This is a genomic window from Roseateles sp. Mitsp63 (assembly GCF_059491535.1).
Genome location: NZ_CP168509.1, coordinates 945,539 through 969,522 on the forward strand (window position 1 = coordinate 945,539; position 23,984 = coordinate 969,522).

General features: G+C 65.4%; 21 protein-coding genes. 15 read left to right on the forward strand and 6 right to left on the reverse strand.

From position 1 onward, the window contains the following. Positions 1-8 precede the first annotated feature (8 nt). The 15 genes from ACEN96_RS04025 to ACEN96_RS04095 all read left to right on the forward strand — a co-directional run bounded on the left by ACEN96_RS04025 (position 9) and on the right by ACEN96_RS04095 (position 16,070). Positions 9-602 carry a 5-formyltetrahydrofolate cyclo-ligase gene (locus tag ACEN96_RS04025; protein ID WP_495586762.1) on the forward strand — a complete coding sequence of 198 codons (594 nt, stop codon included), beginning with the start codon at positions 9-11 and terminating at the stop codon, positions 600-602. After that, a complete protein-coding gene (pepQ, locus tag ACEN96_RS04030) occupies positions 599-1,933 on the forward strand; it encodes a Xaa-Pro dipeptidase (protein WP_495586763.1) in 1,335 nt (444 codons plus the stop codon). Before ACEN96_RS04025 ends, pepQ begins: the two co-directional genes overlap by 4 nt. A 16-nt stretch (positions 1,934-1,949) precedes the next feature. Next, positions 1,950-2,402, forward strand: a complete 453-nt coding sequence (locus ACEN96_RS04035; protein WP_495586764.1) for a hypothetical protein — start codon at positions 1,950-1,952, stop codon at positions 2,400-2,402. 102 nt (positions 2,403-2,504) lie between these two features. Beyond that, on the forward strand, positions 2,505-2,789 hold the full coding sequence (locus tag ACEN96_RS04040) for a hypothetical protein (protein WP_495586765.1): 285 nt from the start codon (positions 2,505-2,507) through the stop codon (positions 2,787-2,789). A gap of 9 nt (positions 2,790-2,798) precedes the next feature. Next, the gene (locus tag ACEN96_RS04045; RefSeq protein WP_495586766.1) at positions 2,799-4,238 is read left to right on the forward strand and encodes a TolC family protein; all 1,440 of its coding nucleotides are present in this window, start codon (positions 2,799-2,801) and stop codon (positions 4,236-4,238) included. A gap of 23 nt (positions 4,239-4,261) precedes the next feature. Further along, the gene (locus tag ACEN96_RS04050; RefSeq protein ID WP_495586767.1) at positions 4,262-5,698 is read left to right on the forward strand and encodes a multicopper oxidase family protein; all 1,437 of its coding nucleotides are present in this window, start codon (positions 4,262-4,264) and stop codon (positions 5,696-5,698) included. Positions 5,699-5,712: 14 nt separating this feature from the next. Continuing rightward, a complete protein-coding gene (locus ACEN96_RS04055) occupies positions 5,713-6,096 on the forward strand; it encodes a copper-binding protein (protein ID WP_495586768.1) in 384 nt (127 codons plus the stop codon). A 136-nt stretch (positions 6,097-6,232) separates the two neighbouring features. Continuing rightward, on the forward strand, positions 6,233-7,237 hold the full coding sequence (gene ylqF / locus ACEN96_RS04060; RefSeq protein WP_495586769.1) for a ribosome biogenesis GTPase YlqF: 1,005 nt from the start codon (positions 6,233-6,235) through the stop codon (positions 7,235-7,237). A 163-nt stretch (positions 7,238-7,400) separates the two neighbouring features. Beyond that, positions 7,401-8,579 (forward strand): isovaleryl-CoA dehydrogenase, encoded by a 1,179-nt coding sequence (locus ACEN96_RS04065; protein WP_495586770.1) that lies wholly within the window; start codon positions 7,401-7,403, stop codon positions 8,577-8,579. A 55-nt stretch (positions 8,580-8,634) separates the two neighbouring features. After that, entirely contained in the window at positions 8,635-9,312 is a 678-nt protein-coding gene (can, locus tag ACEN96_RS04070) for a carbonate dehydratase (protein ID WP_495586771.1), read from the forward strand. Between the two features lie 25 nt (positions 9,313-9,337). Beyond that, entirely contained in the window at positions 9,338-11,176 is a 1,839-nt protein-coding gene (gene aceK / locus ACEN96_RS04075) for a bifunctional isocitrate dehydrogenase kinase/phosphatase (protein ID WP_495586772.1), read from the forward strand. Between the two features lie 49 nt (positions 11,177-11,225). Beyond that, entirely contained in the window at positions 11,226-12,404 is a 1,179-nt protein-coding gene (locus tag ACEN96_RS04080; protein WP_495586773.1) for an acetyl-CoA C-acyltransferase, read from the forward strand. 13 nt (positions 12,405-12,417) lie between these two features. Beyond that, positions 12,418-13,086, forward strand: coding sequence for an SDR family oxidoreductase (locus ACEN96_RS04085; protein ID WP_495586774.1), 669 nt, complete (start codon positions 12,418-12,420; stop codon positions 13,084-13,086). A gap of 4 nt (positions 13,087-13,090) precedes the next feature. Further along, positions 13,091-14,221: an acyl-CoA dehydrogenase family protein gene (locus tag ACEN96_RS04090; RefSeq protein WP_495586775.1), complete on the forward strand. Its 1,131-nt coding sequence runs from the start codon at positions 13,091-13,093 to the stop codon at positions 14,219-14,221. A gap of 154 nt (positions 14,222-14,375) precedes the next feature. Then, the gene (locus tag ACEN96_RS04095; protein ID WP_495586776.1) at positions 14,376-16,070 is read left to right on the forward strand and encodes a PQQ-binding-like beta-propeller repeat protein; all 1,695 of its coding nucleotides are present in this window, start codon (positions 14,376-14,378) and stop codon (positions 16,068-16,070) included. A 142-nt stretch (positions 16,071-16,212) separates the two neighbouring features. Here ACEN96_RS04095 and ACEN96_RS04100 read toward each other — a convergent pair whose 3' ends face one another. The 6 genes from ACEN96_RS04100 to ACEN96_RS04125 form a co-directional block, all read right to left on the reverse strand. Further along, positions 16,213-18,282, reverse strand: a complete 2,070-nt coding sequence (locus tag ACEN96_RS04100) for a S41 family peptidase (RefSeq protein WP_495586778.1) — start codon at positions 18,280-18,282, stop codon at positions 16,213-16,215. Positions 18,283-18,526: 244 nt separating this feature from the next. After that, the gene (locus ACEN96_RS04105; protein ID WP_495586779.1) at positions 18,527-20,635 is read right to left on the reverse strand and encodes a peptidase domain-containing ABC transporter; all 2,109 of its coding nucleotides are present in this window, start codon (positions 20,633-20,635) and stop codon (positions 18,527-18,529) included. Further along, a complete protein-coding gene (locus tag ACEN96_RS04110; protein ID WP_495586781.1) occupies positions 20,632-21,195 on the reverse strand; it encodes a hypothetical protein in 564 nt (187 codons plus the stop codon). The genes ACEN96_RS04105 and ACEN96_RS04110 overlap by 4 nt, the downstream gene beginning before the upstream one ends. Positions 21,196-21,335: 140 nt before the next feature. Beyond that, positions 21,336-22,187 (reverse strand): hypothetical protein, encoded by an 852-nt coding sequence (locus ACEN96_RS04115; protein WP_495586782.1) that lies wholly within the window; start codon positions 22,185-22,187, stop codon positions 21,336-21,338. 31 nt (positions 22,188-22,218) lie between these two features. After that, entirely contained in the window at positions 22,219-22,587 is a 369-nt protein-coding gene (locus ACEN96_RS04120; protein ID WP_495586783.1) for a hypothetical protein, read from the reverse strand. Between the two features lie 171 nt (positions 22,588-22,758). Further along, positions 22,759-23,904 carry an HlyD family secretion protein gene (locus tag ACEN96_RS04125; RefSeq protein WP_495586784.1) on the reverse strand — a complete coding sequence of 382 codons (1,146 nt, stop codon included), beginning with the start codon at positions 23,902-23,904 and terminating at the stop codon, positions 22,759-22,761. Positions 23,905-23,984: the final 80 nt, after the last annotated feature.

Here is a 23,984-nt window from a genome sequence, read left to right on the forward strand (position 1 = left end):
AGGACCGGATGGATCCGAACGACAAGCTGCCGATCTCCGAAGACCGCCAGGCGCTGCGCGAGCGCCTGATCCGCGAACGGCTGGACCTGCCGGGCCGGCTCGAGCTGGCCGACATCGTGCAGAGCGTGCTGCGCGTCTGGCTGGTCGGGCGCAAGGAGCTGCGCATCGCGGCCTACTGGCCGATCAAGGGCGAATTCGATCCGCTGCCGGCGCTGTTCCGCTGGAGCGAGGTCGACGCCAACCGGCGCATCGGGCTGCCGGTCGTCGATCGCGAGGAAAAGCGCCTGCGCTTCCACGTCTGGTACCCCGGCTGCCCGATGGAAGAGGATGCGACCGGCATCACCAAGCCCAAGGACACCGAGTCCTTCGACCCGCAACTGCTGCTGCTGCCCTGCCTGGGCTACGGGCCGGGCGGGATCCGGATGGGTTATGGCGGCGGCTTCATGCTGCGCACCATCGCGCAGATCCAGCCGCGGCCGGTGGTGGTGGGCGTGGGCTTCAGCCACGGCTTCCAACCGACGCTCACCGCCCAGCCGAACGACGTGCGGCTGGACGCGATGCTGACCGAGATGGGGGTCGTCTGGGAGAATCCCCGCGCATGAACGCCGCCGATCCGCACGCCCTCCACACCCTGTACACGGCCCACCTGGCGGAGCAGCAGCGCCGCACCGAGCACGCGCTGCGGCGCGGCGGCTTCGATGCGCTGCTGATCGCGTCGGGCATCGAGAAGTTCGCCTTCCTCGACGACCGGCCCTACGTGTTCCAGCCCAATCCCCACTTCAAGCTGTGGGTGCCGCTGATCCGCCATCCGGACAGCTGGCTGGTGATCCGCCCCGGCCACAAGCCGCGCCTGGTCTATGTCCAGCCGGAGGACTACTGGCATGTGCCGCCCGAGGCGCCCAGCGGCTTCTGGGTCGAGCATTTCGAGCTGATCGTCGTGCGCAAGGCGGAAGAGGCGCTGCCCTATCTGCAGCTGCCGGGCAACCTGGCCATCGTCGGCGAGGCCGACGCGGCGCTGGGCGACATCATCCCGAACAACCCGCCCGAGGTGCTGAACCCGCTGCACCATGCCCGCGCGGTCAAGACCGGCTATGAGCTGCTGCGCCTGCGCCAGGCCTCGGCGCTGGGCGCGAAGGCCCACCTGGCCACGCAGCGCGCGTTCCGCGACGGGCTGTCGGAGGCGGGCATCCATCGCGCCTACCTCGAGTCCTGCGGCTTGGCCGAGCGCGATCTGCCCTACGGCAACATCGTCGCGCTGAACGAGCACGCGGCGGTGCTGCATTACCAGTACCAGGACGAACGGGCGCCGGCGCAGTCGCTGTCGCTGCTGGTCGACGCGGGCGCGCACAGCTGCGGCTATGCCTCGGACATCACGCGCACGACCGGCAATGGCGACGCCGCCTTCCAGGCGCTGATCGACGCGATGGACGCGGCGCAGCTGCGCCTGGTCGATCAGGTGCGGGCGGGCGTCGACTACCGCGACATCCACCTGGCCTCGCACCGCGAGATCGCCGGCGTGCTGCGTCAGCTGGGCCTGGTGAGGATGGACGAGGAGGCGATGCTCGCGCAGGGCGTGACCTCGACCTTCCTGCCGCACGGCATCGGCCATCTGCTGGGCCTGCAGGTCCACGACATCGGCGGCTTCATGGCCGGCGAGGATGGCGGCACGATCGCCAGGCCCGACGGCCATCCCTACCTGCGCCTGACGCGCGTGCTGCAGCCCGGCATGGTGGTCACGATCGAGCCGGGCCTGTACTTCATCCCGATGCTGCTCGACAGGCTGCGGGCCACGCCGGCGGCCGCCAGCGTCGACTGGTCGCTGGTGAAGCACCTGAGCGCCTTTGGCGGCGTGCGCATCGAGGACGATGTCGCATGCCGCGAATCCGGCGCGCCGGAGAACCTCACGCGGGACGCCTTCGCGGCGCTGGTCTGACCTACACTCCGTCCCCATGTCCCGCCCCACCGCGTCCACGCCGCGCCGGCTCCTCTGGAGCCGCTGGCTGGTGCTCGCGTTGCTCAGCCTGACCCTGCCGCTGCAGGGCGCGCTGGCGGCGACGATGGGGATCGGCATGGCGCTGATGTCGCCGCACCCGGCCTCGGCCGTGATGACGATGCCCAGCGACTGCCAGGACATGGCCGCGATGGACATGGCCGGCATGGACCCAGGCGCGATGTCGATGGACCACGCTTCGCCGCATGACGACGGCGGCAATCCAGCTCCTCAGGATCACCACCACTGCGGCATCTGCCTGCAGTGCTGCCTGGGCGCCGCGATGCCCATCACGCCGCTGACCGTCGCCGCGCAGGACCTGCGCGACGCCGCGCCCTCGCTCGGCGCCCTTGGCGCGCCGGCGCAGTCCCCCCAGCCGCTCGAGCGGCCCCCCAAAGCCTTCCTCGCCTGAACGCCGGCGCGCTCGTCCCCGACGAAGCGCCGTTCGTGCCGACCCGCGTCCGCGCCTGAGCGCGGCGCCTCGGCGCCCATCCCGTTCCTTCGCGAGGAAGCCATGTCTTCTCGATTCATCTCCGCGCTCGCGCTCGTCCTGATGGCGGGCAGCGGCGCGATCGCCGCCGCGCCGCCGGATCCCGCCGACGCGCGCCTGAGTTCCCGAGCGTCAGTCCCGCCCGCGCCCGCCCAGCCGTCCAGTGCCGCCGTCGCCGATCCCGGCGTCGGTGACTGGCGCGCGGCCAACCGCCGCGTCCTGGAAGCCGGCGGGTGGCGCGCGCTTGCCCGTGAGCGCGCGGCCTCGGCCCCGGCCTCGGCGCCGGCTGCCGGCCACCACTCGCACTGAGGAGCCGCCATGTCCCCCTTGAAGAAATCCGGGCGGGCGGCCGCGCCGCTGCTGCTCGCGCTGACGCTGTCGGCTTGCGCCTCCATGTCGCCGGAGCAGGCCGCCGCGCCGGTCCAGCAGCAGAGCCGTGACTGGCTCGGCGCCGACCTGCCGCTGCAGCGCGATGACGGCCAGCGCGCCGCGGCCCGCGCGCGCTCCGAGGCCTTGCTCGCGCAGCCGCTCGACGCGCAGGGCGCGGTGCAGCTCGCGCTGCTGAACCATCGCGGTCTCCAGGCCGGGCTGCGCGGCCTGGGCATGGCGGAGGCCGAGCGCGTGCAGACGCTGCTCTGGCCCAATCCGGTGCTGAACATCGGCCGCCTGGTCCGCGGTGACGAACGCGAGATCGAACGCGGCCTCGAGTTCAACCTGCTCGCCCTGCTGGGCCGGGGCGCTCGCCAGGAGGCCGGCGCGCGCGCGCTCGAACGCGAGCAGGCGCGCGTCGCGCAACAGCTGCTCGACGTCGCCGGCCAGGCGCGCCGCGGCTGGGTGCAGGCCGTCGCGTCGCAGGAGCAGTTGAAGCATGCGCAGACCGTGCTCGATTCCGCCGCGGCGGGCGCCGAGCTCGCCGCGCGGATGCGCCAGGCGGGCAATGTCAGCGCCCTGCGGCTGGCGCGCGAGCGCGCCATGCTCGCCGAGGCCCAGCTCGCGATGGAGCAGGCGCGGCTCGCCGCCGTGCGCGATCGCGAGGCGCTGATCCGCGCGATCGGCCTGTGGGGCGACGACGTCGCCGCGCTGAAGCTGCCCGAGCGGCTGCCGGACGTGCCGGCCGGATTCCGCGCCGCGGAGGACCTCGAGCGCCAGGCGGTCGCGCAGCGTCTCGACATCCTGGCCGCGAAGCGCGAGTCTGGGCAGCTCGCCGCGCAGCTGGGCCTGACGCGCCAGACCGGGCGCATCAACGTGCTGCAGCTTGGCGTGCAGCGCAACAGCAGCAACGAGGAGCCGACCCAGCGCGGCGTCGACCTCAGCGTCGAGCTGCCGCTGTTCGACTGGGGCCAGGCGCGCGTCGCCGGCGCGCGCGAGGCCTATGGCCAGTCGCTGGAGCGCGCCGCGCAGGTCGCGATCGACGCGCGCTCCGAGGTCCGCGTCGCCCGCGCCCAGGCCGAGGCCGCATGGCGCATCGCGCGCCGCCATCACGACGAGCTGCTGCCGCTGGCCAGGCAGGTCTCGGACGAGACCCTGCTGCGCTACAACGGCATGCTGGTCGGCGTGATGGAGCTGCTCGCCGACGCGCGGGTCCAGGCCCGCGCCGTGTCCGCGGCGCTCGACGCGCAGCGCGACTACTGGCTCGCCGAATCGGCGCTCTCGCAGAGCCTGCTCGGCCCGCTGCGCGAGTCCGGCCCCGCCGCCGCTTCCCCCGTTTCATCGACCGCCGCCGCCTCGCCCGAAGCCGCCGGCGGCGCCGCGCATTGAGCGCGGCCTTGAAAGGATTGCCCATGATTTCCCGACGACACCTCTTCGCGCAGGTCGCGGCTGGCGCGGCGCTCGGCGCGGCTGGCGCGGTCAACGCGAGCAGCGTCTCGCGCGCCGCGATGGCGGCGCTGCCCGAGCCCGTCCAGCGCGACAACGCCGACACCGCGCCGCCGCTGTCGCCTCCCGATGGCCGGCCCTACAACCCGGTCGTCACGCTCAACGGCTGGACGCTGCCCTGGCGCATGCGCGACGGCGTCAAGGAGTTCCACCTCGTCGCCGAGCCGGTCCTGCGCGAGCTCGCGCCCGGCTGCACCGCCCACCTGTGGGGCTACAACGGCCAGTCGCCCGGTCCCACCATCGAGGTCGTCGAAGGCGACCGCGTCCGCATCTACGTCACCAACCGGCTGCCCGAGCACACCAGCGTCCACTGGCACGGCCAGCGCCTGCCCAACGGCATGGACGGCGTGTCCGGCCTCACGCAGCCGGCGATCAAGCCGGGCGAGACCTTCGTCTACGAGTTCGTCGCGCGCCGGCCCGGCACCTTCATGTACCACCCGCACGCGGACGAGATGACGCAGATGGCCATGGGCATGATGGGCTTCTGGGTCACGCATCCGAAGGGCCGGCACCCGAACATCGCCGAGGTGCAGCGCGACTTCTGCTTCCTGCTCTCGAGCTTCGACATCGATCCCGGCAGCTACACGCCGCGCACGATGACGATGACCGACTTCAACCTCTGGGCCTGGAACAGCCGCGTCTTCCCGGGCATCGACACGCTCAACGTGCGCCAGGGCGACCGCGTGCGGATCCGCGTCGGCAACCTCACGATGACGAATCACCCGATCCATCTGCACGGGCATGAGTTCGAGGTCACCGGCACCGACGGCGGGCCGGTGCCGAAGGCGGCGCGCTGGCCCGAGGTCACCACCGACGTCGCGGTCGGGCAGATGCGGCAGGTCGAGTTCATCGCCGACGAGCCCGGCGACTGGGCGATCCATTGCCACAAGAGCCATCACACGATGAACGCGATGGGGCATGAGGTCGACACGCTGATCGGCGTCGATCACCGCGGGCTCGCGTCGCGCATCAACAAGGTCATTCCGGACTACATGGCGATGGGTGAGCGCGGCATGGCCGACATGGGCGAGATGGAGATGCCGTTGCCCGAGAACACCGCGCCGATGATGGGCGGACAGGGCCCGCACGGGCCGCTCGAGATGGGCGGCATGTTCAGCGTGCTCAAGGTCCGCAAGGACCAGAAGCCGGGCGACTACAGCGATCCGGGCTGGTTCGCCGCCCCGGCCGGCACGGTCGCCCGCCGCGTCGCCGCGCCCGAGGGCGCGCCCACCGCCCCCACTGCACCCACCGCACCGAAAGCATCGAAGGCGGCCACGCCTGCCCCCGCCCCCGAACCCCTGCGCGTCCGCAAGCCCGATGGGCACGGACATCAAGGCCATTGAACAAGGACACCCCCATGAACCGCATTGCCCGCTCTCTCATCCACGCCGTCGCTTTCGCCGCCATCTTCACGGGCCTGCCCGCGCGCGCGCAGGAGCACTCGCACGAAGATCACGGACAGCCGGCGAAGGCCGATGCCACGGCGCCTTCCGCGCAGGACTGGATTGCCGCCGAGGTCCGCCGCGTTGACGTGCCGCAGCAGAAGCTGACGCTCAAGCATGGCGACATCCGGCATCTCGACATGCCGGGCATGACGATGGCGTTCAAGCTGCGCGCCGGCGCGCTGAGCGCCGGGCAGCTGTCCGCGATGAAGGCGGGCGACAAGGTCGAGGTCCGCATCGAGTCGGTGCAGGGACAGCTGACGATCATGGAGCTCCGCCCCGCGCGGGCCTCGGACTGAGGTCGGTCCTCGGTTGTTCGGGGACGGCAGGGCGTGAGGTTTCGGCGCTTGCCGCCGGGGCCTCATGCCCTGGCGGCCAAGCGCTCCGCCGCCGCAGGTGGAAAACCCCCCTCGCGATCACCGACAATCCCGCCCCATGGCGATTCAATGGTTTCCCGGGCACATGCACAAGACCCGGGGCGCGATCCGCGAGCGCATGAAGAGCGGGATCGACGTGGTCATCGAGATGCTCGATGCCCGCGTGCCCGCGAGCAGTGCCAATCCGCTGATCGCGCAACTGACGCAGGGCCGTCCGGCGCTGAAGCTGCTCAACAAGCAGGACCTGGCTGACCCGGCGCGCACGGCCGAGTGGCTGGCGTTCTATCGCGCGCAGCCTGATACGCGGGCGGTGGCGATCCATCAGGGGCAGCCGGGACTGGCGAAGCTGATGGCGGCGGAGTGTCGCGCGCTGGCGCCGACGCGGGGCGGGCTGGACAAGCCGCTGCGGGTGCTGATCTGCGGCATTCCCAACGTGGGCAAGTCGACGCTGATCAACACCCTCGTGGGCAAGCGCGCCGCCGCCACGGGCGACGAGCCGGGCATCACCAAGATCGAGCAGAAGATCCTGCTCGACAAGGGCGTCTACCTGTTCGACACGCCGGGCATGTTGTGGCCCAAGATCCGGGTCCCGGAGGCGGGCATCAACCTCGCCGCCAGTGGCGCGGTGGGTCGCAACGCGTTCGAGGAAGAGGTGGTCGCGCTGGATCTGCTGGGCTATCTGCGCCTGCACTATCCGCAGGCGCTCAAAAGCCGGTATCAGCTGGAGCCGGACGCGTCGCTGCTGGATGGCGAGGTGCTCGCGCTGATCGGCAAGCGGCGCGGCGCGGTGCTGTCGGGCGGGCGGATCAACCTGCAGAAGGCGGCCGAGATCCTGCTGTACGACCTGCGCCAGGGGCAGCTGGGGCGCATCACGCTGGAGACGCCGGACGAATTCGCCGAGTGGACCGCCGCGGCCGAGGCCGCTGAAGCGGCCAAGGAGGCGGAGAAGGAAGCCCGCCGGGTGGAGAGCAAGCGCGGGACGCGCGATGCGTACGCCGCGGGCGAGGAAGAGGGCGCCGGCGAGGACCAGGACGAGGACCTCGAGGACGACGAGCGCGCCTGATTCGCCTCCGGCTGCCACCGGGACTGAACCTGACGCATTGATGCAATAGCCGAAACGGTACGGACCTGCTCTACAATTGACGTTTACGTAAACGTAAGTACGAATTGCCCAGCGCGGCGTCCGGTCCCGGGCGGCGCGCGGAGGTGGTCGAGGAGACAAGCCCATGAACCTGCCCGGTCTGAACTTCCAACTCGGCGAGGACATCGACGCGCTGCGCGACGCGGTGCGCGAGTTCGCCCAAGCCGAAATCGCTCCCCGCGCGGCCGAGATCGACCGCAGCGACCAGTTCCCGATGGACCTGTGGCGCAAGATGGGCGACCTGGGCGTCCTGGGCATCACGGTGCCCGAGGAATACGGCGGCGCCGCGATGGGCTACGTGGCCCACATGGTGGCGATGGAGGAGATCAGCCGCGCCAGCGCCTCGGTGGGCCTGAGCTATGGCGCGCACAGCAACCTGTGCGTCAACCAGATCAAGCGCAACGGCAGCGACGCGCAGAAGAAGAAATACCTGCCCAAGCTGATCAGCGGCGAGCACGTCGGCGCGTTGGCGATGAGCGAGCCGGGCGCCGGCTCCGACGTCGTGTCGATGAAGCTGCGCGCGCAGGACAAGGGCGGCTACTACGTCCTGAACGGCACCAAGATGTGGATCACCAACGGTCCCGACGCGGACACGCTGGTCGTCTACGCCAAGACCGAGCCCGAACTCGGCGCCCGCGGCATGACCGCCTTCCTGATCGAGAAGGGCATGAAGGGCTTCTCGATCGCGCAGAAGCTGGACAAGCTCGGTATGCGCGGCAGCCACACCGGCGAACTGGTGTTCCAGGACGTCGAGGTTCCTGCGGAGAATGTGCTGGGCCAGGTCGGCGGCGGCACCAAGGTGCTGATGTCGGGCCTGGACTACGAGCGCGCCGTGCTGGCCGCCGGGCCGATCGGCATCATGCAGTCGGTGATGGACAACGTCGTCCCGTACATCCACGACCGCAAGCAGTTCGGCCAGTCCATCGGCGAGTTCCAGCTGATCCAGGGCAAGGTCGCCGACATGTACACGGTGCTGCAGGCCGCGCGCGCGTTCTGCTACACGGTGGGCAAGAACCTCGACGCGCTCGATGGATCGCACGTGCGCCAGGTCCGCAAGGACTGCGCCTCCGTCATCCTGTGGTGCGCCGAGAAGGCCACCTGGATGGCTGGCGAGGGCATCCAGATCTTCGGCGGCAACGGCTATATCAATGAATATCCGCTGGGCCGTCTGTGGCGTGACGCGAAGCTCTACGAAATCGGCGCGGGCACGTCCGAGATCCGACGCATGCTGATCGGCCGCGAGCTCTTCGCCGAAACGATGTGAGGCCTTCGCGGTTCGGACATCCGCCGACGCCGCGCAACCGCGACAATCCCGCCCCATGAGCACGAACGACCACATCGACGGGTTGCTGGGCAACAACCAGCGCTGGGCCACCGAGACCGAGGAGCGCAGCCCCGGTTTCTTCTCCCGCCTGCTGAAGCAGCAGACACCGCAGTACCTGTGGATCGGCTGCGCCGACAGCCGCGTGCCGGCCAACGAGCTGGTCGGGCTGCTGCCGGGCGAGCTCTTCGTGCACCGCAACGTCGCCAACGTCGTGGTGCACTCCGACCTGAACTGCCTGTCGGTCATGCAGTTCGCGGTCGACCAACTGCAGGTGCGGCACATCATCATCGTCGGCCACAGCAACTGCGGCGGCGTGCGCGCCGCGCTGGAAGACCTGCGCGTCGGCCTGGTCGACAACTGGCTGCGCCATGTGCAGGACGTGCGCAACCATCATCAGGAATGGCTGGACCAGTTGAGCCCCGACCAGCGCGTCAACGCGCTGTGCGAGCTCAACGTGCTGGAGCAGGCCCGCAACGCCTGCCAGACGACGGTGGTCCAGGACGCCTGGGCGCGCGGCCAGTCGGTGGCCGTGCATGGCTGGGTCTACGGCCTGCACAACGGCTTGCTGAAGGACCTGAGCGTCACCGCCTCCGGGCCGGAGGACGTCGGCCCCGCCTACCGCCGCGCGCTGGAGGCGCTGCACCGCCGCTACGAGGCGGCCATGGGCCGCTGAGCCCGGGCGCGGAATGAGCGCGGCCATGTTTCCCCACGAGCTCACCGATCCGCGCGCGTTCGAGATCGCGCAGACGATGCTCGAGGGCTTCGACAAGCATTACCGGCTCTTCCGCGCCGCCTCGGCGACCGCCAAGCAGCGCTTCGAGCAGGCGGACTGGCATGGCCAGCAGCGCGCGCAGCGCGAGCGCATCGAGTTCTACGACCTGCGCGTCGACGAGGCCGTGGCGCTGCTGGAGGAGCGCTACGCCACCAGCGCGCTGCCGACCGAGGTCTGGCAGCAGGTCAAGCTGCACTACATCGGGCTGCTGACCAAGCACCTGCGGCCCGAGCTCGCGGAGACCTTCTTCAACTCGGTCACCACGCGCATCCTGCACCACAGCTACTTCCACAACGAATTCATCTTCGTCCGCCCGGCGATCTCGACCGAGTACATCGAGAACGACCAGCCCGGCGCGCAGTCGACCTACCGCTGCTACTACCCCTCGCAGGACACGCTGCGCGACACCTTCCTGCGCATCGTGTGGAACTTCCAGCTGGCGGCGGAGTTCGAGGACCTGGAGCGCGACATCGACCTGGTGCTGCGGGCGATGGGCGAGCAGCTGGGCGCCTTCCGCTGGCGCACCAACTTCCAGGTGCAGGTGCTGTCCTCGCTGTTCTTCCGCAACAAGGGCGCCTACATCGTCGGCAAGGTCATCAACGGCTTCACCGAGACGCCGTTCGCGCTGCCCATCCTGCACAAGGAGCACGCCGGCGGCGAGGTCCACGCCTCGCCGGCGCGGCGCCGGCTCTACATCGACGCGGCGCTGTTCGGCGAGGACGAGCTGCAGATGCTGTTCAGCTTCGCGCGCGCCTACTTCCTCGTGGACATGGAGGTCCCGAGCGCCTACGTGCAGTTCCTGCGCTCGCTGATGCCGCGCAAGCCGCGCTCGGAGATCTACTCGGCGCTGGGGCTGCAGAAGCAGGGCAAGAACCTCTTCTACCGCGACTTCCTCAACCATCTCCGCCACAGCAGCGACAAGTTCCGCATCGCGCCCGGCATCAAGGGCATGGTGATGCTGGTCTTCGACCTGCCGTCGTATCCCTTCGTCTTCAAGGTCATCAAGGACTTCTACCCGCCGCAGAAGGACACGACGCGCGAGCAGATCCAGTCCAAGTACCTGCTGGTCAAGCAGCACGACCGGGTCGGACGCATGGCCGACACGCTGGAGTACACGCGCGTGGCCTTCCCGCGCCACCGCTTCGAGGACGAGCTGGTGGCCGAGCTCCGGCACTTCTGCCCGTCGCTGCTGGAGGAGACCGGCGAGGACCTGGTCATCAAGCACCTGTACATCGAGCGCCGCATGGTGCCGCTCAACATCTACCTGCAGGAGGCGTCGCCGGCGCAGCTGGCGCATGCGGTGGTGGAGTACGGCAACGCGATCAAGGACCTGGTGGCGGCCAACATCTTCCCGGGCGACATGCTGTGGAAGAACTTCGGCGTGACGCGCCACGGCAAGGTCGTGTTCTACGACTACGACGAGATCGAATACCTCACCGACTGCAATTTCCGCAAGGTGCCCGCGCCGCGCAACGAGGAGGAGGAGCTGTCCGGCGAGGTCTGGTATCCGGTCAACCGGCTGGACGTGTTCCCCGAGACCTTCGGCCCTTTCCTGCTCGGCCATCCGGGCGTGCGCGACGTCTTCCTGGCGCATCACGCCGACCTGCTCGATCCGGCGTTCTGGCAGACCCACAAGGAGCGCATCCTGGCGGGCCATGTCGAGGACGTCTTCCCCTACGACCCGCACAAGCGCTTCCACGTCCACGACGCCGCGCCGGCCCTGAAGGTGCCGGAGCCGCAGGACCGGGAGCTTCCCATCCACTGATCCGCCGCGGCCCTGAGGGGCCGCACCGATTCCCTAGAAGGAGACCCCCATGTCCGATTCCATCGTCATCGTTTCCGCCGCGCGCACGCCGATCGGCGGCCTGCTGGGCGACTTCGCCGGCCTGGCCGCGTGGGAGCTGGGCGCCGTCGCGATCAAGGCGGCCGTCGAGCGCGCCGGCGTGCCGGCCGACTCGATCAGCGAAGCCCTGATGGGCAACTGCCTGATGGCCGGCCAGGGCCAGGCCCCGGCGCGCCAGGCGGTGCTGAAGGCGGGCCTGCCGCAGTCGGTCGGCGCGGTCACGCTGTCCAAGATGTGCGGCGCCGGCATGCGCGCGGTCATGTTCGCGCACGACACGCTCAAGGCCGAGAGCGCCGACGTCATGATCGCCGGCGGCATGGAGTCCATGACCAACGCGCCGCACCTGATGTTCGCGCGCAAGGGCGTGAAGTACGGCGCCGCGCAGATGTACGACCACATGGCGCTGGACGGCCTGGAGGACGCCTACGAGCGCGGCAAGGCGATGGGCGTCTTCGCCGAGCAGTGCGTGGACAAGTACGCCTTCACGCGCGAGGCGCAGGACCAGTTCGCGATCGCCTCGACCGAGCGCAGCAAGCGCGCCAACGAGGATGGCAGCTTCAGCTGGGAGATGGCGCCGGTGACCATCGCCGGCAAGGGCGGCGACACGGTGATCGCGCGCGACGAGCAGCCGTTCAAGGCCAAGCTGGACAAGATCCCGTCGCTCAAGCCGGCGTTCAAGAAGGACGGCTCGATCACGGCCGCGACCTCGTCGTCGATCTCCGACGGCGCCGCGGCGATGGTGCTGATGCGCGAGTCCACCGCGCGCAAGCTGGGCGTGACGCCGGTGGCGCGCATCGTCGGCACGGCGGTGCATGCCAACGCGCCGGAGTGGTTCACGACCGCGCCCGTCGGCGCGATCCAGAAGCTGCTGGCGAAGAACCAGTGGGAGGCGAAGAGCGTCGACCTGTGGGAGGTCAACGAAGCCTTCGCCGCCGTCACGATGGCCGCGATGGCCGAATTCAAGCTGCCGCACGAGATCGTCAACGTCAACGGCGGCGCCGTGGCGCTGGGCCATCCGATCGGCGCGTCGGGCGCGCGCATCCTGGTCACGCTGCTGGGCGCGCTCAAGCATCGCGGCCTCAAGCGCGGCGTCGCGGCGCTGTGCATCGGCGGCGGCGAAGCGACGGCCGTCGGCGTCGAGCTGATCTGAAAGGCCGGAACGGATGGCGCAAGTCCTCATCATCGGCGCGTCGCGCGGCATCGGCCTGGAGCTGGTGAAGCAGCATCGCGAGCTGGGCGACACCGTCGTCGCCACGGCGCGCGACGACGCCAGCCTCGACAAGCTGCGCGCGCTGGGCGCGACGGCGATCAAGCTCGACGTGTCGGACATGATCAGCATCGCGGGCCTGGCCTGGCAGCTCGACGGGCACCAGTTCAACCGCGTGATGTACGTGGCGGGGCTGTACGGCCCCAGGACCATCGGGCTGCAGCCGCCGAGCCAGGCGGACTTCGACGCCGTCATGCACACCAACGTGCTGGGTCCGATGCGCGTGCTGCCGCAGCTGCTGGACGCGCTGGCGCCGGATGCGCGCATCGGCATCCTGTCCTCGCGGATGGGATCGCTGACGCTGCGGGCGAACTCGGCGGGCTGGGTCTACCGCGCGTCCAAGGCGGCGGTGAACTCGGTGATGAAGGACCTGGCGCTGTCGCTGGACGGCCGCGCGCTGTGCGTCAGCCTGCATCCGGGCTGGGTCAAGACCGACATGGGCGGCCAGGAGGCCGACATCGACGTCGCCACCAGCGCGTCCAGCCTGCGCGGCGTGCTGGACGGGCTCAAGGCTGGCGACAACGGCGGCTTCTTCAACTACGACGGCAGCGCGCTGCCCTGGTGATCCCATGATCCTTTCCGACGACCACCGCGCGGTGCAGGACGCCGTGCGCGCCTACGTGCAGGACCAGATCGCGCCGAAGGCGGCCGCGTGGGACAAGTCCCACCACTTCCCGGCCGCGGAGCTCAAGGGCCTGGCCGGGCTGGGCTGCTACGGCGTGGCGGTGCCGCACGAGTACGACGGCGCGGGCCTGGACTACCTGGCGCTGGCGATCATCCTGGAGGAGATCGGCGCTGGAGACGGCGCGACCTCGACGGTGGTCAGCGTCAACAACTGCCCGGTGTGCAGCATCCTGATGGCCTTCGGCAACGAGGACCAGAAGGAGCGCTTCCTCAAGCCGCTGGCGCGCGGCGACATGCTGGGCGCGTTCTGCCTGACCGAGCCGCATGTGGGCTCCGAAGCCGGCGGGCTGAAGACGACCGCCGTGCGCGAGGGCGACGAGTACGTCCTGAGCGGCGTCAAGCAGTTCATCACCAGCGGCAAGAACGGGGACGTCGCGATCGTGATGGCGGTGACGGACAAGGCCGCTGGCAAGAAGGGCATTTCCGCCTTCCTGGTGCCGACGTCCACGCCGGGCTACGTGGTGGCGCGCATCGAGGACAAGATGGGCCAGCACGCCAGCGACACGGCGCAGATCCTGTTCGAGGGCTGCCGCGTGCCGGCCGCCAACCGGCTGGGCGAGGAAGGGCAGGGCCTGAAGATCGCGCTGTCGGGGCTGGAGGGCGGCCGCATCGGCATCGCGTCGCAGTCGGTGGGCATGGCGCGCGCGGCCTTCGAGGCGGCGCTGCGCTACAGCAAGGAGCGGGTCGCCTTCGGGGTGCCGATCTTCGAGCACCAGGCCATGCAGCACAAGCTGGCCGACATGGCCACGCAGATCGAGGCCGCGCGCCAGCTGATCTGGCATGCGGCGTCGCTGAAGGACGCCGGCCAGCCCTGCCTCAAGGAGGCGGCGATGGCCAAGCTCTTCGCCAGCGAGATGGCCGAGCGGGTCTGCTCGGCGGCGATCCAGATCCACGGCGGCTACGGCTACGTCAGCGACTTCCCGGTCGAGCGCATCTACCGCGACGTGCGCGTCACGCAGATCTACGAAGGCACGTCCGAAGTGCAGAAGATCCTGATCGGGCGCGCGCTGGTCTGAGGCGGCGGCGCCGGCAGGCAGGCCTTGGCGTTTTCCCGTCCCCCTTCGGGCGGGTTGCAGGGGCTGGCGTCCGCGCGTAGTCTCCGGCGCGCCGCGCACAAGACCTGACCCTCGCGAGGAGGGATCGGGCGGCGCGTCGATCAGGGAGAAGCTCATGTGGACGACGATCCCGCGGCGATTGGCCGCGATGGCGGGCGCTCGCGCGGCCGGGATGGCCGGGATGGCCGCGATGGCGGTGGCAGCCCTGTCCGGCTGCAGCGGCGCGGCGGAGGCGGTGCTCGTGGACACCCGCGTGCCGTATGAACTCAGCCAGCACGATGCCGGCTGCAAGGTCGCCGAGCCGCTGGCGGACTGCCAGGGCGTGCGCATCCTCGCGGCCAAGCGGCACGATGGCACCAACGAGCTGCGGCCGTTATGGAGCGAGAAGAAGGACACGCCGGGCGCGCCCTCGGTGGTGACCAGCGTCGCGCGGGACCCGCAGCCCAACGGTGACGTCCAGCTGACCGTCAACTTCGGCACGCGCGTGCAGCCGGGCGTCTACACCGGCACGATCGAGATCTCGATCCTCTCCTTCGACCCCTTCACGGACTGGCAGCCCAACCGGATCCGCTACCGGCTGGAGGTCGGAAGCGGCGACCCGGCGCATCTGACGGTGCTGCCGGCGGCGATCGCGGGCCGCGGCGCGTGGTCGGGCTTCGGCGGCGACGGGACGCGCGCGGGGTATGCGGCGGTCAGTCTGGATCCGGCGAAGTTCACGTCGCGCTGGACGCGGTGGATCGCCACGCCGGCGGACTTCTCCGGCGACGGCATGAACCTGGGGCAGGGGCGCATCGCGGTGACGGACGCGAAGGTCGACGACAAGGGCGCGCCGGCGAGCAATGCCTCGGTCATCGACCTGCAGGATGGGCGGACGCTGTGGTCGACGCTGCTGCCGGAGCTGCCGACGCAGGTCATCGCCAATGGCGACCGGTTGTACTGGAGCACGCGCACCGGCCGGGTGATGGCCACCGCGGCGACGGGCGGCGCGGTCCTCGCCGAACACACGGGCAAGGGCAACACCTTCGCCGATCCGGGGTGGACCTTTGCCGGGACGCGCCTGCTGATGCCGGTGGACCCGGAGGTGAACTACCTGTCCGCGCTCGATGTCGCGGACCTCAGGACGCCGGCGTGGACGGCGACGCTCGCGGATCGCCTGGCCAATCGCAACTACCGGGCCTGGGGGCCGACGGTGGATGGGGCGGCGGGGCTGGTGTACGTCAATGCGGGGGGCATGTACCGCGTGCTCCGGGCGAGCGACGGGGGAATCGTCGCGCAGGCGCAGGTGCCGACGCGCGAAGACCAGGTGTTCGCGCAGATCGCGACCTACCAGGCGCCGGTGCTGGCGGATGACGGGCTGAGCGCGATCCTGCTGAGCCATCGCGAGATGGACCCTGGCTCGGCGGTGCCGAATCACCTGACGGTGGTCGATCGCGCCACGGGCGCGCAGCGCTGGGATGCGAGCGGGCAGTTCATGGATCACCCGGTCACGGCGCGGGGCGTGGTGTACGCGGCCAACCAGCTGACGAAGTCGGTGGAGGCGCGCAGCGTCGCGGACGGCACGCTGCTGTGGACCTGGCCGATGGAGGCGGGGGATGGCTACTGGCAGCGCCAGATGGTGCTGACGGACAGCCACCTGTTCGTCTCGACGGACCGGCAGACGGTGGCGCTGGACTTGGCGACGCGCCAGGTGGTCTGGCGCGTCGCCGGGGGCGGCTGGCTCGGCCTGACGCCGGAAGGCGTGCTGGTGATGCTCTCGCAGAGCCGCGCGACGCAAGGGTTCTCGATGTTGAGGACGTTCAATCTGAGGTGACGGCGGGAGCAGGCGCCGCAGGGACGGGCAGGTCCGATGTCGAGATTCGGATCTGCTTCAGCGATACCTCAAGTTCTGACCATTGGCATTCACCCCGCATCACCAGTGCTCATGCAGGGGGCATGCGTTTTGCAGAGTCTCCCTAGACGGTGCACGAGCGTCGCCCCGCCGCTACTTGAATCGCAGCGTTCAGAACGGGGTCGCTGCCAGCAACAATGTCTGCCAGCGATGGCTCCACCACCATGTCGGGGACCAAGCCACCGGGGTTGGCCAGCTTCCCATCCACGGAGATCACATCGTTCGCGGTAAAGGACACGAACAGCCCGCCAGGCAGGGAAGCTGCCGCAACGTTTCCATAGGTGCCAAAGGTGTTCTGCCCGACGGTGCAGAGCGTCGTAACCGACTTCAGCAATAGCACCGAGTATTCGCCTTGGCTTTGAGTCTCTGGTCCGATCAGCGCGATGACGCGTCCGCGCCACTGGGTCACGGCGCGGTTGGTGGTGACGCTCTGCACCACGGCTCCTTCGCCGATACCCTGCCGAGGCATGACGTGAGTCGGTCCTGGGGCCATGGGCGCCTTCAGCAGGCGCCCCGCGAGGGCCCAGGCTGCCCCGCGCGGATATCGGCGCAGATCGACGATGAGTGACGTCGCACTTCCCAAAACTGCATCGACAGTCGCAAGGTCTTCAGTCTCCGAAAGGTCCAGGTACCCCACCGATGTCGAGAGCGTTCGGGTGGATGGGTGCGAGGCCTCAATGGCGCGAGCAGACGTCGCCTGCATCTTCAGGTCGATTTGCCGATTTCCGCGCTTGACACGGATCACTGCGGTTTGGCCCACTGGTCGCTGGCTGAGTAAATCGAGAGCGAGCAGTTCACGCGATGCAGGGGTCGCTGCGCTGACAAATGGAAGCTGGGCCGTCACCGCCTCTGCGAAGGGCTTGCCATCCATCGCGAGCACCTGGTCGCCGCGACGGGCGGCCATCGGTGCGCTGCCATCGACATCCTTTATGACGAAGCGCGACCCCACCCGTCGCAGACGCACCGGCAAGACTCCTTCACCGACGCGCGCGCGCATCCATCGCCCCATCAACCTCGCGTGTCCGTCGTCGAGCGATGCCAGCATGCGCCGCAGAACGTCCACATACCTATCCTTCGAGGTGGCCGCGGCCATCGCAGCCGCTGCCTCATCGAAAGCCGTATTCCATCGCGCCGCCGGGAATGTGAGTGGGCGTGACGTCGCCCTGATTGACGACCACAGTTTGATTGCGGCCATCGCCCGCCAGGTCGCCTCTGGCACGTCGGAGGTGCGCGGCGATTCCGGCTCAGTGACGGCACTTTCCATCCGGGCAAAGCCTGGGATAGGAGCCAGGGATGTAGAACTCATCCCGAAACTGGTCAAGCCACAAAGATCCGTGGACTGCGGACAAGGCTCAAAGCTGCCTGCTACCGGCAAGGGGCGTGACGATGAATCAATCGCGTCCAATACCTCCACACGATCGCGTTTGGATCCGTCCTCCGCGTCGACGAAGATCGCGGTTGTGAATCGGAATTCCCGACCACGCCCGACCGCGACAGCCTCCATCTCGCCCACCATCGGTGGATCTCCCGAGACTGAGATGAATAACTCGGCCCGGCGCTGTTGAACCAGCGCCCATGCCGCTCGCGTGATCACGGTCCGTTCGTCAGCCACGATGCTCATGCGAAAAGCGCGCCCGTGGCGCTTGGCCGCCAGATCCCGCCCCCCTTCGAGGCGCATGCCAGACGACATACCGTCCATGCCATGGGCCACGTCGAAGCCACCGCGAAACGCGTGCTGAACTGCGGGCAATCGCAGCGGCTTCGTCATGAGGCGAGAAAGCACCTCTTGAAGACTGGTCTCGTCGACCATGAGCCGATCGCCAAGCGGGCGCAGATCCAGAATGACATGGGACACGTCAGCGCGGCTTTCGAGTGTAGAAAGCGCATGCTCCAGATCATCATCAAGACGTCCTTCGAACGTTGAAAGTGCTTGATCCTGCGGCAGCCGCAAAATCCAAGAACCGTCGGTGGCCCGAGTCATGCGCTGAACGTCTCGCGGCATTTGGCGCTGCGTGATCTCCACGGACCTTGAAAGCCGCGCGTTGATGTCGCGCATTGAGCCAGCCAGGCGAACGAATGCCTCATCGGCTGCGTCGCGATCGTGGGCGCAGAGCGCATCGAGTTCCTCAGCCATTCGCTGCTCCCACCCGATCCCTGGAACTGCCATTGCAAGTCCGTGCCACCGCACTCCATGCCAGACATCGGCTACCACTCGAAGGCGTTCTGGCGCGCAAGCTCCCGCGCTCCCGGATGCGAAGACTGCCCCGGCGAAAGCTCCGATGGGGATTGCCATCAAGACGGCGGCCCAGCGCCGGAGCAAAGTTCTTCTCATGGTTGGGAAAGCCCCGGCGTCGGCATCAGGCCGGTCTTCGGAGTCGCTATTGGGTTGCTCTTGAGGTGGAATTAATTGCAGATCCACTTTTAATCTCAACAACCCTGTCTGCTTCATCTATGGAACTCGGCCGATGTGCAACTATTAACCTGGTCATTCCACGCGCGCCAAGTATTGAATTTATCTTCTCCTCGTTCTCTGGATCTAAGTGGCTTGTCGCCTCATCCAGAATGAGAATCTTCGGCTTTGAATATAGCGCGCGCGCGAGAATGATTCGCTGCTTCTGTCCGCCAGATAGGCCACTCCCTAGATCTCCAATTAGAGTGTCCATGCCCATCGGCATTCGTTCAATATCTTCCAATATGCAGGCGCTTCGCGCCGACTCTTCCATTGCGATTCGGTCGGGCTCGGCCGCGAAGAATGCAATATTCTCACCAATTGTGCCCGTAAGCAGATAGTCGTCTTGCATAACCGCCGCCATCATGGTTCGCGCATTTGCCGCGCCTAGCTCCGTCATGGACACGCCGCCGATCAGGATTTCACCGGAAGTGGGCTCTAGGATACCAAGGAGAAGCTTCACGATGGTCGTTTTTCCGGAGCCCGATGCACCAATCAGGGCAACTGACTCTCCGGCCAAAACCTTGAAATTCAAGCTCCTGAGAACCCAAGGTTCGTGAAATGAATGGCGAAAGCTGACGTTTCTGAATTCAAGGGACGGCGAGAGATCCCGAACCGTAGCTGCGCCTCGCTCGGTGCGAGGTCGCTCGGGCCGCGTTAGTACTATGTCCGCAAGCCGCTCAACGTTGATTCGGAGGAGCCATAGATTAAATAAGTAACCCAAGAGCGTGTTACTTCTTGACTGAAATTGCGTCTTGAAAGCCATGAATGCAAAAAGCATTCCCACAGTAAATGCCTGCTCGGAGGCCGACGACTGTTGGATGATCATTGCCACACCACCGACCGTGATCGCGATATTCTCCAGTCCAAAAATCAGTGCGTTCAGGCTGCTGGATATGATTCCAATCCGTTCTCCCTCGGCGTCTCGATTCTGCACCTCAACAGCAAGATTGGCACGTCTCGACGTTATATAGGACTCTCGGCCAAATATCTTAATGGAAGAAATTGCGCGAATCGATTCAAGAAGATATGTGCTTTCCTTTGCGGCAAGTACTACGCGCTCTGCCGTTGCGTCCCTCTGGGCATCCAAGAGATAAAACTTTACGCCCACAAAAGCGGCGAGCGCGCCGAGTGAAATTCCAGCCAACACTGGGGAATACGCCAGCATGATAGTCAACGCCACAATGCACATGAGACCATCGACCAGTGCGGCGATGAAAGCACCTCCAAGGCTCTGATGAAGCGTCTCTACAACTCCGAAACGGCTAGTAATATCGCCAAGGCTCCGCCGTTCGAACCACCCTGTCGGCAGGCGCATGAGGTGGTGAAATACATTATTTGACCACTGTTGCACCATCGATTGGGATAACCCAAGAATGAGCCACGAGCGGGCTGCGGAAAAGAGCACCTGCGACGCGAGCAGCGCAATTAATCCATATGCAACGACCTTGAGCAGGGTAAGGTCATAAGAAGGAAGCACTTTGTCGATGGCAAATTGCGTGGCAAAGGGCGTGCTGATTGCACAGAATTCCAAAGCCAAGGTAACGAAACATATCCGGCTGATCACCTTTCGAAGCCCGAGAACACGTCCGGAAATTTGACGAAGGCCGATTCGCTGTGCGCGGCCGATCGGATTGAAAGCTGTGGTCGGGCTCAGTTCGACCACGATGCCAGTGAAAGCTTCGCTTACCTGCGCCAACGAGAGCTTTCTGCGACCTAAAGCAGGGTCGATGATGTGTATTTCGTTCGAATGCACACGCTCAATGACGACGAAGTGATTGAGGTTCCAGTGCGCTATGCAGGGCAACGCCACCTGCCTGAACTCCTCAATATCAATTCGCAACGCACGGGTGGCAAGGCCCAATTCTTGTGCGTTTGCCGCTAAGCCCTGAAGATTTACGCCCTTTATCGACTGCGGGAATTGGCGGCGAGCAGACGGAAGATCATAATTTCTCCCGTGATAGGAGCAGATCATGGCCAAGCTTGCGAGCCCGCATTCCGATGATTCGGATTGCAATATGGGCCGAAGCCGCTTCATTGAATGCCCCAGAGAATCTTGGCCTCCTTGTAATCCCCTCTGCCACCAAGTTTATCCAACATAAAGCGCCTCAACGCCGCTGGGTGACATGTATCTACATATTCTTTGGCTGCGCTCTCCAAAAGATCGAAACCTTCCGGGTAATGCTGCCGTAGTCGCCTCAAGACTTCGACGCCGTTAGTTGCCCAGTGGCCTTCGACTCGCAAAATCACTTCGGCCAACGCTTCACAGAAGTCCTTGACGAGAAATATCCGCTCAATCGAAGAGCGATTTCGCAGCATGTCGGAATATATTGTGTTGCAACGATTGATGCTCCGCGTCACGTCAAAAACTGGCGGCGCGCAAGTATTCGACCGGCAGAAGTGCTTCAAATTTTCCCACGACCCTTGAAGTGGAACTCCTTCGATGACCATCGCCGCTAGTCCATTCCAGCCCCGTTCGATTTCATGGCGTAGCTCGGTCATGAATCGTTTGATGGAGTAAATGGCGACATCCAGACGCACGTTCGCAATCGCAAAGGCCAGATGACCCATCTCTACATTTGGTGCAATGACCAGCAAGTCAACGTCCGAATGTTCGTCAAAGCTGCTGCGGAGCACCGAGCCGTGGACTAGCACCGGGCAGGAGTGAAAACCGCGATTCGCTAGGCCCTGCAGAAGAGACCTGACTTCGACTCCAACCGAATCAAGATTTCGCGACATCATTTCTGACATATTCCACCGGGGCCCGAAGAACGAACCAGATTGGTGGGAAGGTGCGACGCCCCGACAAAGATAACATTCACGCCGGGAGAATGAAGCGCCCCCATCAACTTCGCCTTGAGGTGTGCGTCCCGCCGGCGGGCTGCATCATTAACCAGCAACTTTGCGCCGATGTGGCGCATATCTCGCTCGTACGCCTCCAAGGCCAATGTGAACGAGCTTCGGTTGTTCAGATTGGCGAGTAGAGTTTTCGCCGATGCATTGAAGGCACCGCAGTTGGTCAGGAATGCCCAAGCCATTTCCGCTTTGTCTTGCCCGCTTGACTCCGAATATACGAGCTGCTGTTGCTCCGCTGACTCAAGATATGTCACCTCGAGACCGGCTATTTTGGCGATATTCGCGATGTTGCGTTCGCCCCAGTTTCCAGAAGATGTCATCCGAGCGCAGTAGTCTGACGATATGGTTAGCACGTCATCTGGGGTGAGTATTGCGAGGTGTTCGCTTGAAAACGAGTAAAAGCTCAACACTCCCGCGCTTATGAATCTGTCATGAATTCTCTCTTTCCATTCGACGGGGAAATCCCAAATTGGAGAAGAGAGCGGTTCTCCGTCTTTTTTCGGAGCGGTCTCCAGCCAGATCTTGGGTACCGATCTCGCATTGGTTGCGATTGCTTGAATGATCAAAGCGTCGCTGGAAGTGTCACGATTGTGGGCGATGGGAATAACGATACTTTCGGACGCGTTAGTCGTGCCGAAACAGAGCGGCTTTTTCGGCTCCTGTCCACCAATGTCTTTCGCTGAAAAAGAGAGTCCAGGAAAGATCAGCGCGACGATAACGAGAAAATGTCTCATTGTAGAAAAAGGCGCAATGCGCCTTTCTTTCTTATTGCGATGGGAAGAATCCGGATGGACCGTTATAGTTGGGGCCACCAGCCCCGGGTCCTGCGCCGCCGTTGCTAGTCCCCCAATTGGCATCCAGCCAATTATGAACGGCTTGTTGGTAGGCAACACCACCTGCGCCGACCGAACTTCCGTCGACTTGCACGCTGTTCAGCGACTCAACAAAGACATCAAATGTTGAAATTGTGGTTGGATATACCCCTGATGGAAATTGATATTGGGTCCCTTCGCGATTGTATCCATTGAGCAGATTGTATTGCTCCGCGCGGCGCTGCAGGTCCAGTACCATTTTGGATTCGATCAGTCCGCCTGCCGGTCCCATAACGCCCAAGAACGGCTTGAATGCGTTCATGTATTGATTCTGGAGATCTTGCGTAAATGGTGGTGTATACGGACCCATTGCTGGGTTGTCGCCACCAAAAACTGTGATCATTTCGTCGGAAGTGAGAATTTTCATAATTCGAGCGTACCTTTTAAGAAGGTTGAAAGCGTGGCTTCAATAAGTTGCTTGCTTGTGCTCCTGTCATCGATTAACAAGTATTGGTTCAAAAGCCCATTCCCAAACGCGCCTAGTCTCCTGTATAAGGTGGGCGCTGAGCGTCATACCCGGCCTGAGGCGCATTCCCCGTGCTAGCGCGCCTTGATTGTCAATCTTGGCCCGGATGCGAAATAATGGCTCTACGGCCCTGGCAGCGCTGGTAAGCGCCTGAGCTTGTCCACTGGGGAGGTCCTGTGGATTGATCGGTGTGGAACTTATTTCGGTGAACGTTGCGTCCAATACGCCGTATTTCTGAAACGGATATGCGGAGAGTCGAACTTTCGCTTTGCCTCCAATTCTCAGGTGTCCGGCGGTCCGGCTCGGGGCAAAAAGTTCAATAACTAAAGAGTTTGATTGGGAGGCGGCGCTGCTCTCGGGCATGAAGCTGGCAACTACCTGCCCCGCTTGCACATTTGAACCAACCCGAAGATTTATTGTCGAAAGAACCCCACCACTTGGAGCTACAACGGAAATTTCCCTGCGAAGAGTGTTCTCGATGCCTTCTCGCTCAATCAACTGAAGTTCCCGTGTTAATCGCGAGGTATTTGCGGACAATTCGAGCTCAAGCGCATGTAAATCTTTTTCGGAGGCAAACAGGTCGCCTTGAGCGGTCGCGAGATTTCTATCCGCTGCCGCCCGGCGCGCCCTGGCTTCCAGAAGCAACTCTTCCTCATTCTGGACTTGAGCGTTTGCGATAAATCCGCCTTGGTGTAGCGATGCGATCCTTTTATAAGCCTTGTCGCGGATGTCGGCACGCCTTTCTTGCAGCCGAACGTCTTCTTCGAGATTGGCGGTGAGAAGACGTCCCCTTTGAACGCGATCATTTAATGCGAGACGCCGCACCGCCCCGGAACTTTTGGCAAGCGCGAGCTCATTAATAATGGCGAGCCGTTTGGTTTCGATCGATTGTTCGAGCAGTGTGCTCTCACCTTTGCCCAGTGAATCGCGACGCTCGACGTCAATAGAGAAAAGGGTGGAGTTGATTGGTACAGTGCGCCCCTCTTCGACATTCCATTTCTTTATCACGCCAGATCCCGGTGCTGTGATGAAAACCAAGCCCAAAGCTGGTGCAACAATGCCGGGAACTTCTTCGGTCCTTGCTACCTCGGAGTTAAAGACCAGCGCGGACAAGCCGATGATGAACAGCAGCCCTATTGCCGCAGCGTTCCGGGAGAATGGAGTTGCGACTAGACGTATGGTCCCAAGATGGG

Excerpts from the sequence above, each read along its gene's own strand:
- ACEN96_RS04025 (WP_495586762.1), top strand. The coding sequence starts at position 9 with ATGGATCCGAACGACAAGCTGCCGATCTCCGAAGACCGCCAGGCGCTG.
- pepQ (WP_495586763.1), top strand. The coding sequence starts at position 599 with ATGAACGCCGCCGATCCGCACGCCCTCCACACCCTGTACACGGCCCAC.
- ACEN96_RS04035 (WP_495586764.1), top strand. The coding sequence starts at position 1,950 with ATGTCCCGCCCCACCGCGTCCACGCCGCGCCGGCTCCTCTGGAGCCGC.
- ACEN96_RS04040 (WP_495586765.1), top strand. The coding sequence starts at position 2,505 with ATGTCTTCTCGATTCATCTCCGCGCTCGCGCTCGTCCTGATGGCGGGC.
- ACEN96_RS04045 (WP_495586766.1), top strand. The coding sequence starts at position 2,799 with ATGTCCCCCTTGAAGAAATCCGGGCGGGCGGCCGCGCCGCTGCTGCTC.
- ACEN96_RS04050 (WP_495586767.1), top strand. The coding sequence starts at position 4,262 with ATGATTTCCCGACGACACCTCTTCGCGCAGGTCGCGGCTGGCGCGGCG.
- ACEN96_RS04055 (WP_495586768.1), top strand. The coding sequence starts at position 5,713 with ATGAACCGCATTGCCCGCTCTCTCATCCACGCCGTCGCTTTCGCCGCC.
- ylqF (WP_495586769.1), top strand. The coding sequence starts at position 6,233 with ATGGCGATTCAATGGTTTCCCGGGCACATGCACAAGACCCGGGGCGCG.
- ACEN96_RS04065 (WP_495586770.1), top strand. The coding sequence starts at position 7,401 with ATGAACCTGCCCGGTCTGAACTTCCAACTCGGCGAGGACATCGACGCG.
- can (WP_495586771.1), top strand. The coding sequence starts at position 8,635 with ATGAGCACGAACGACCACATCGACGGGTTGCTGGGCAACAACCAGCGC.
- aceK (WP_495586772.1), top strand. The coding sequence starts at position 9,338 with ATGTTTCCCCACGAGCTCACCGATCCGCGCGCGTTCGAGATCGCGCAG.
- ACEN96_RS04080 (WP_495586773.1), top strand. The coding sequence starts at position 11,226 with ATGTCCGATTCCATCGTCATCGTTTCCGCCGCGCGCACGCCGATCGGC.
- ACEN96_RS04085 (WP_495586774.1), top strand. The coding sequence starts at position 12,418 with ATGGCGCAAGTCCTCATCATCGGCGCGTCGCGCGGCATCGGCCTGGAG.
- ACEN96_RS04090 (WP_495586775.1), top strand. The coding sequence starts at position 13,091 with ATGATCCTTTCCGACGACCACCGCGCGGTGCAGGACGCCGTGCGCGCC.
- ACEN96_RS04095 (WP_495586776.1), top strand. The coding sequence starts at position 14,376 with ATGTGGACGACGATCCCGCGGCGATTGGCCGCGATGGCGGGCGCTCGC.
- ACEN96_RS04100 (WP_495586778.1), bottom strand. The coding sequence starts at position 18,282 with ATGGCTGAGGAACTCGATGCGCTCTGCGCCCACGATCGCGACGCAGCC.
- ACEN96_RS04105 (WP_495586779.1), bottom strand. The coding sequence starts at position 20,635 with ATGAAGCGGCTTCGGCCCATATTGCAATCCGAATCATCGGAATGCGGG.
- ACEN96_RS04115 (WP_495586782.1), bottom strand. The coding sequence starts at position 22,187 with ATGAGACATTTTCTCGTTATCGTCGCGCTGATCTTTCCTGGACTCTCT.
- ACEN96_RS04120 (WP_495586783.1), bottom strand. The coding sequence starts at position 22,587 with ATGAACGCATTCAAGCCGTTCTTGGGCGTTATGGGACCGGCAGGCGGA.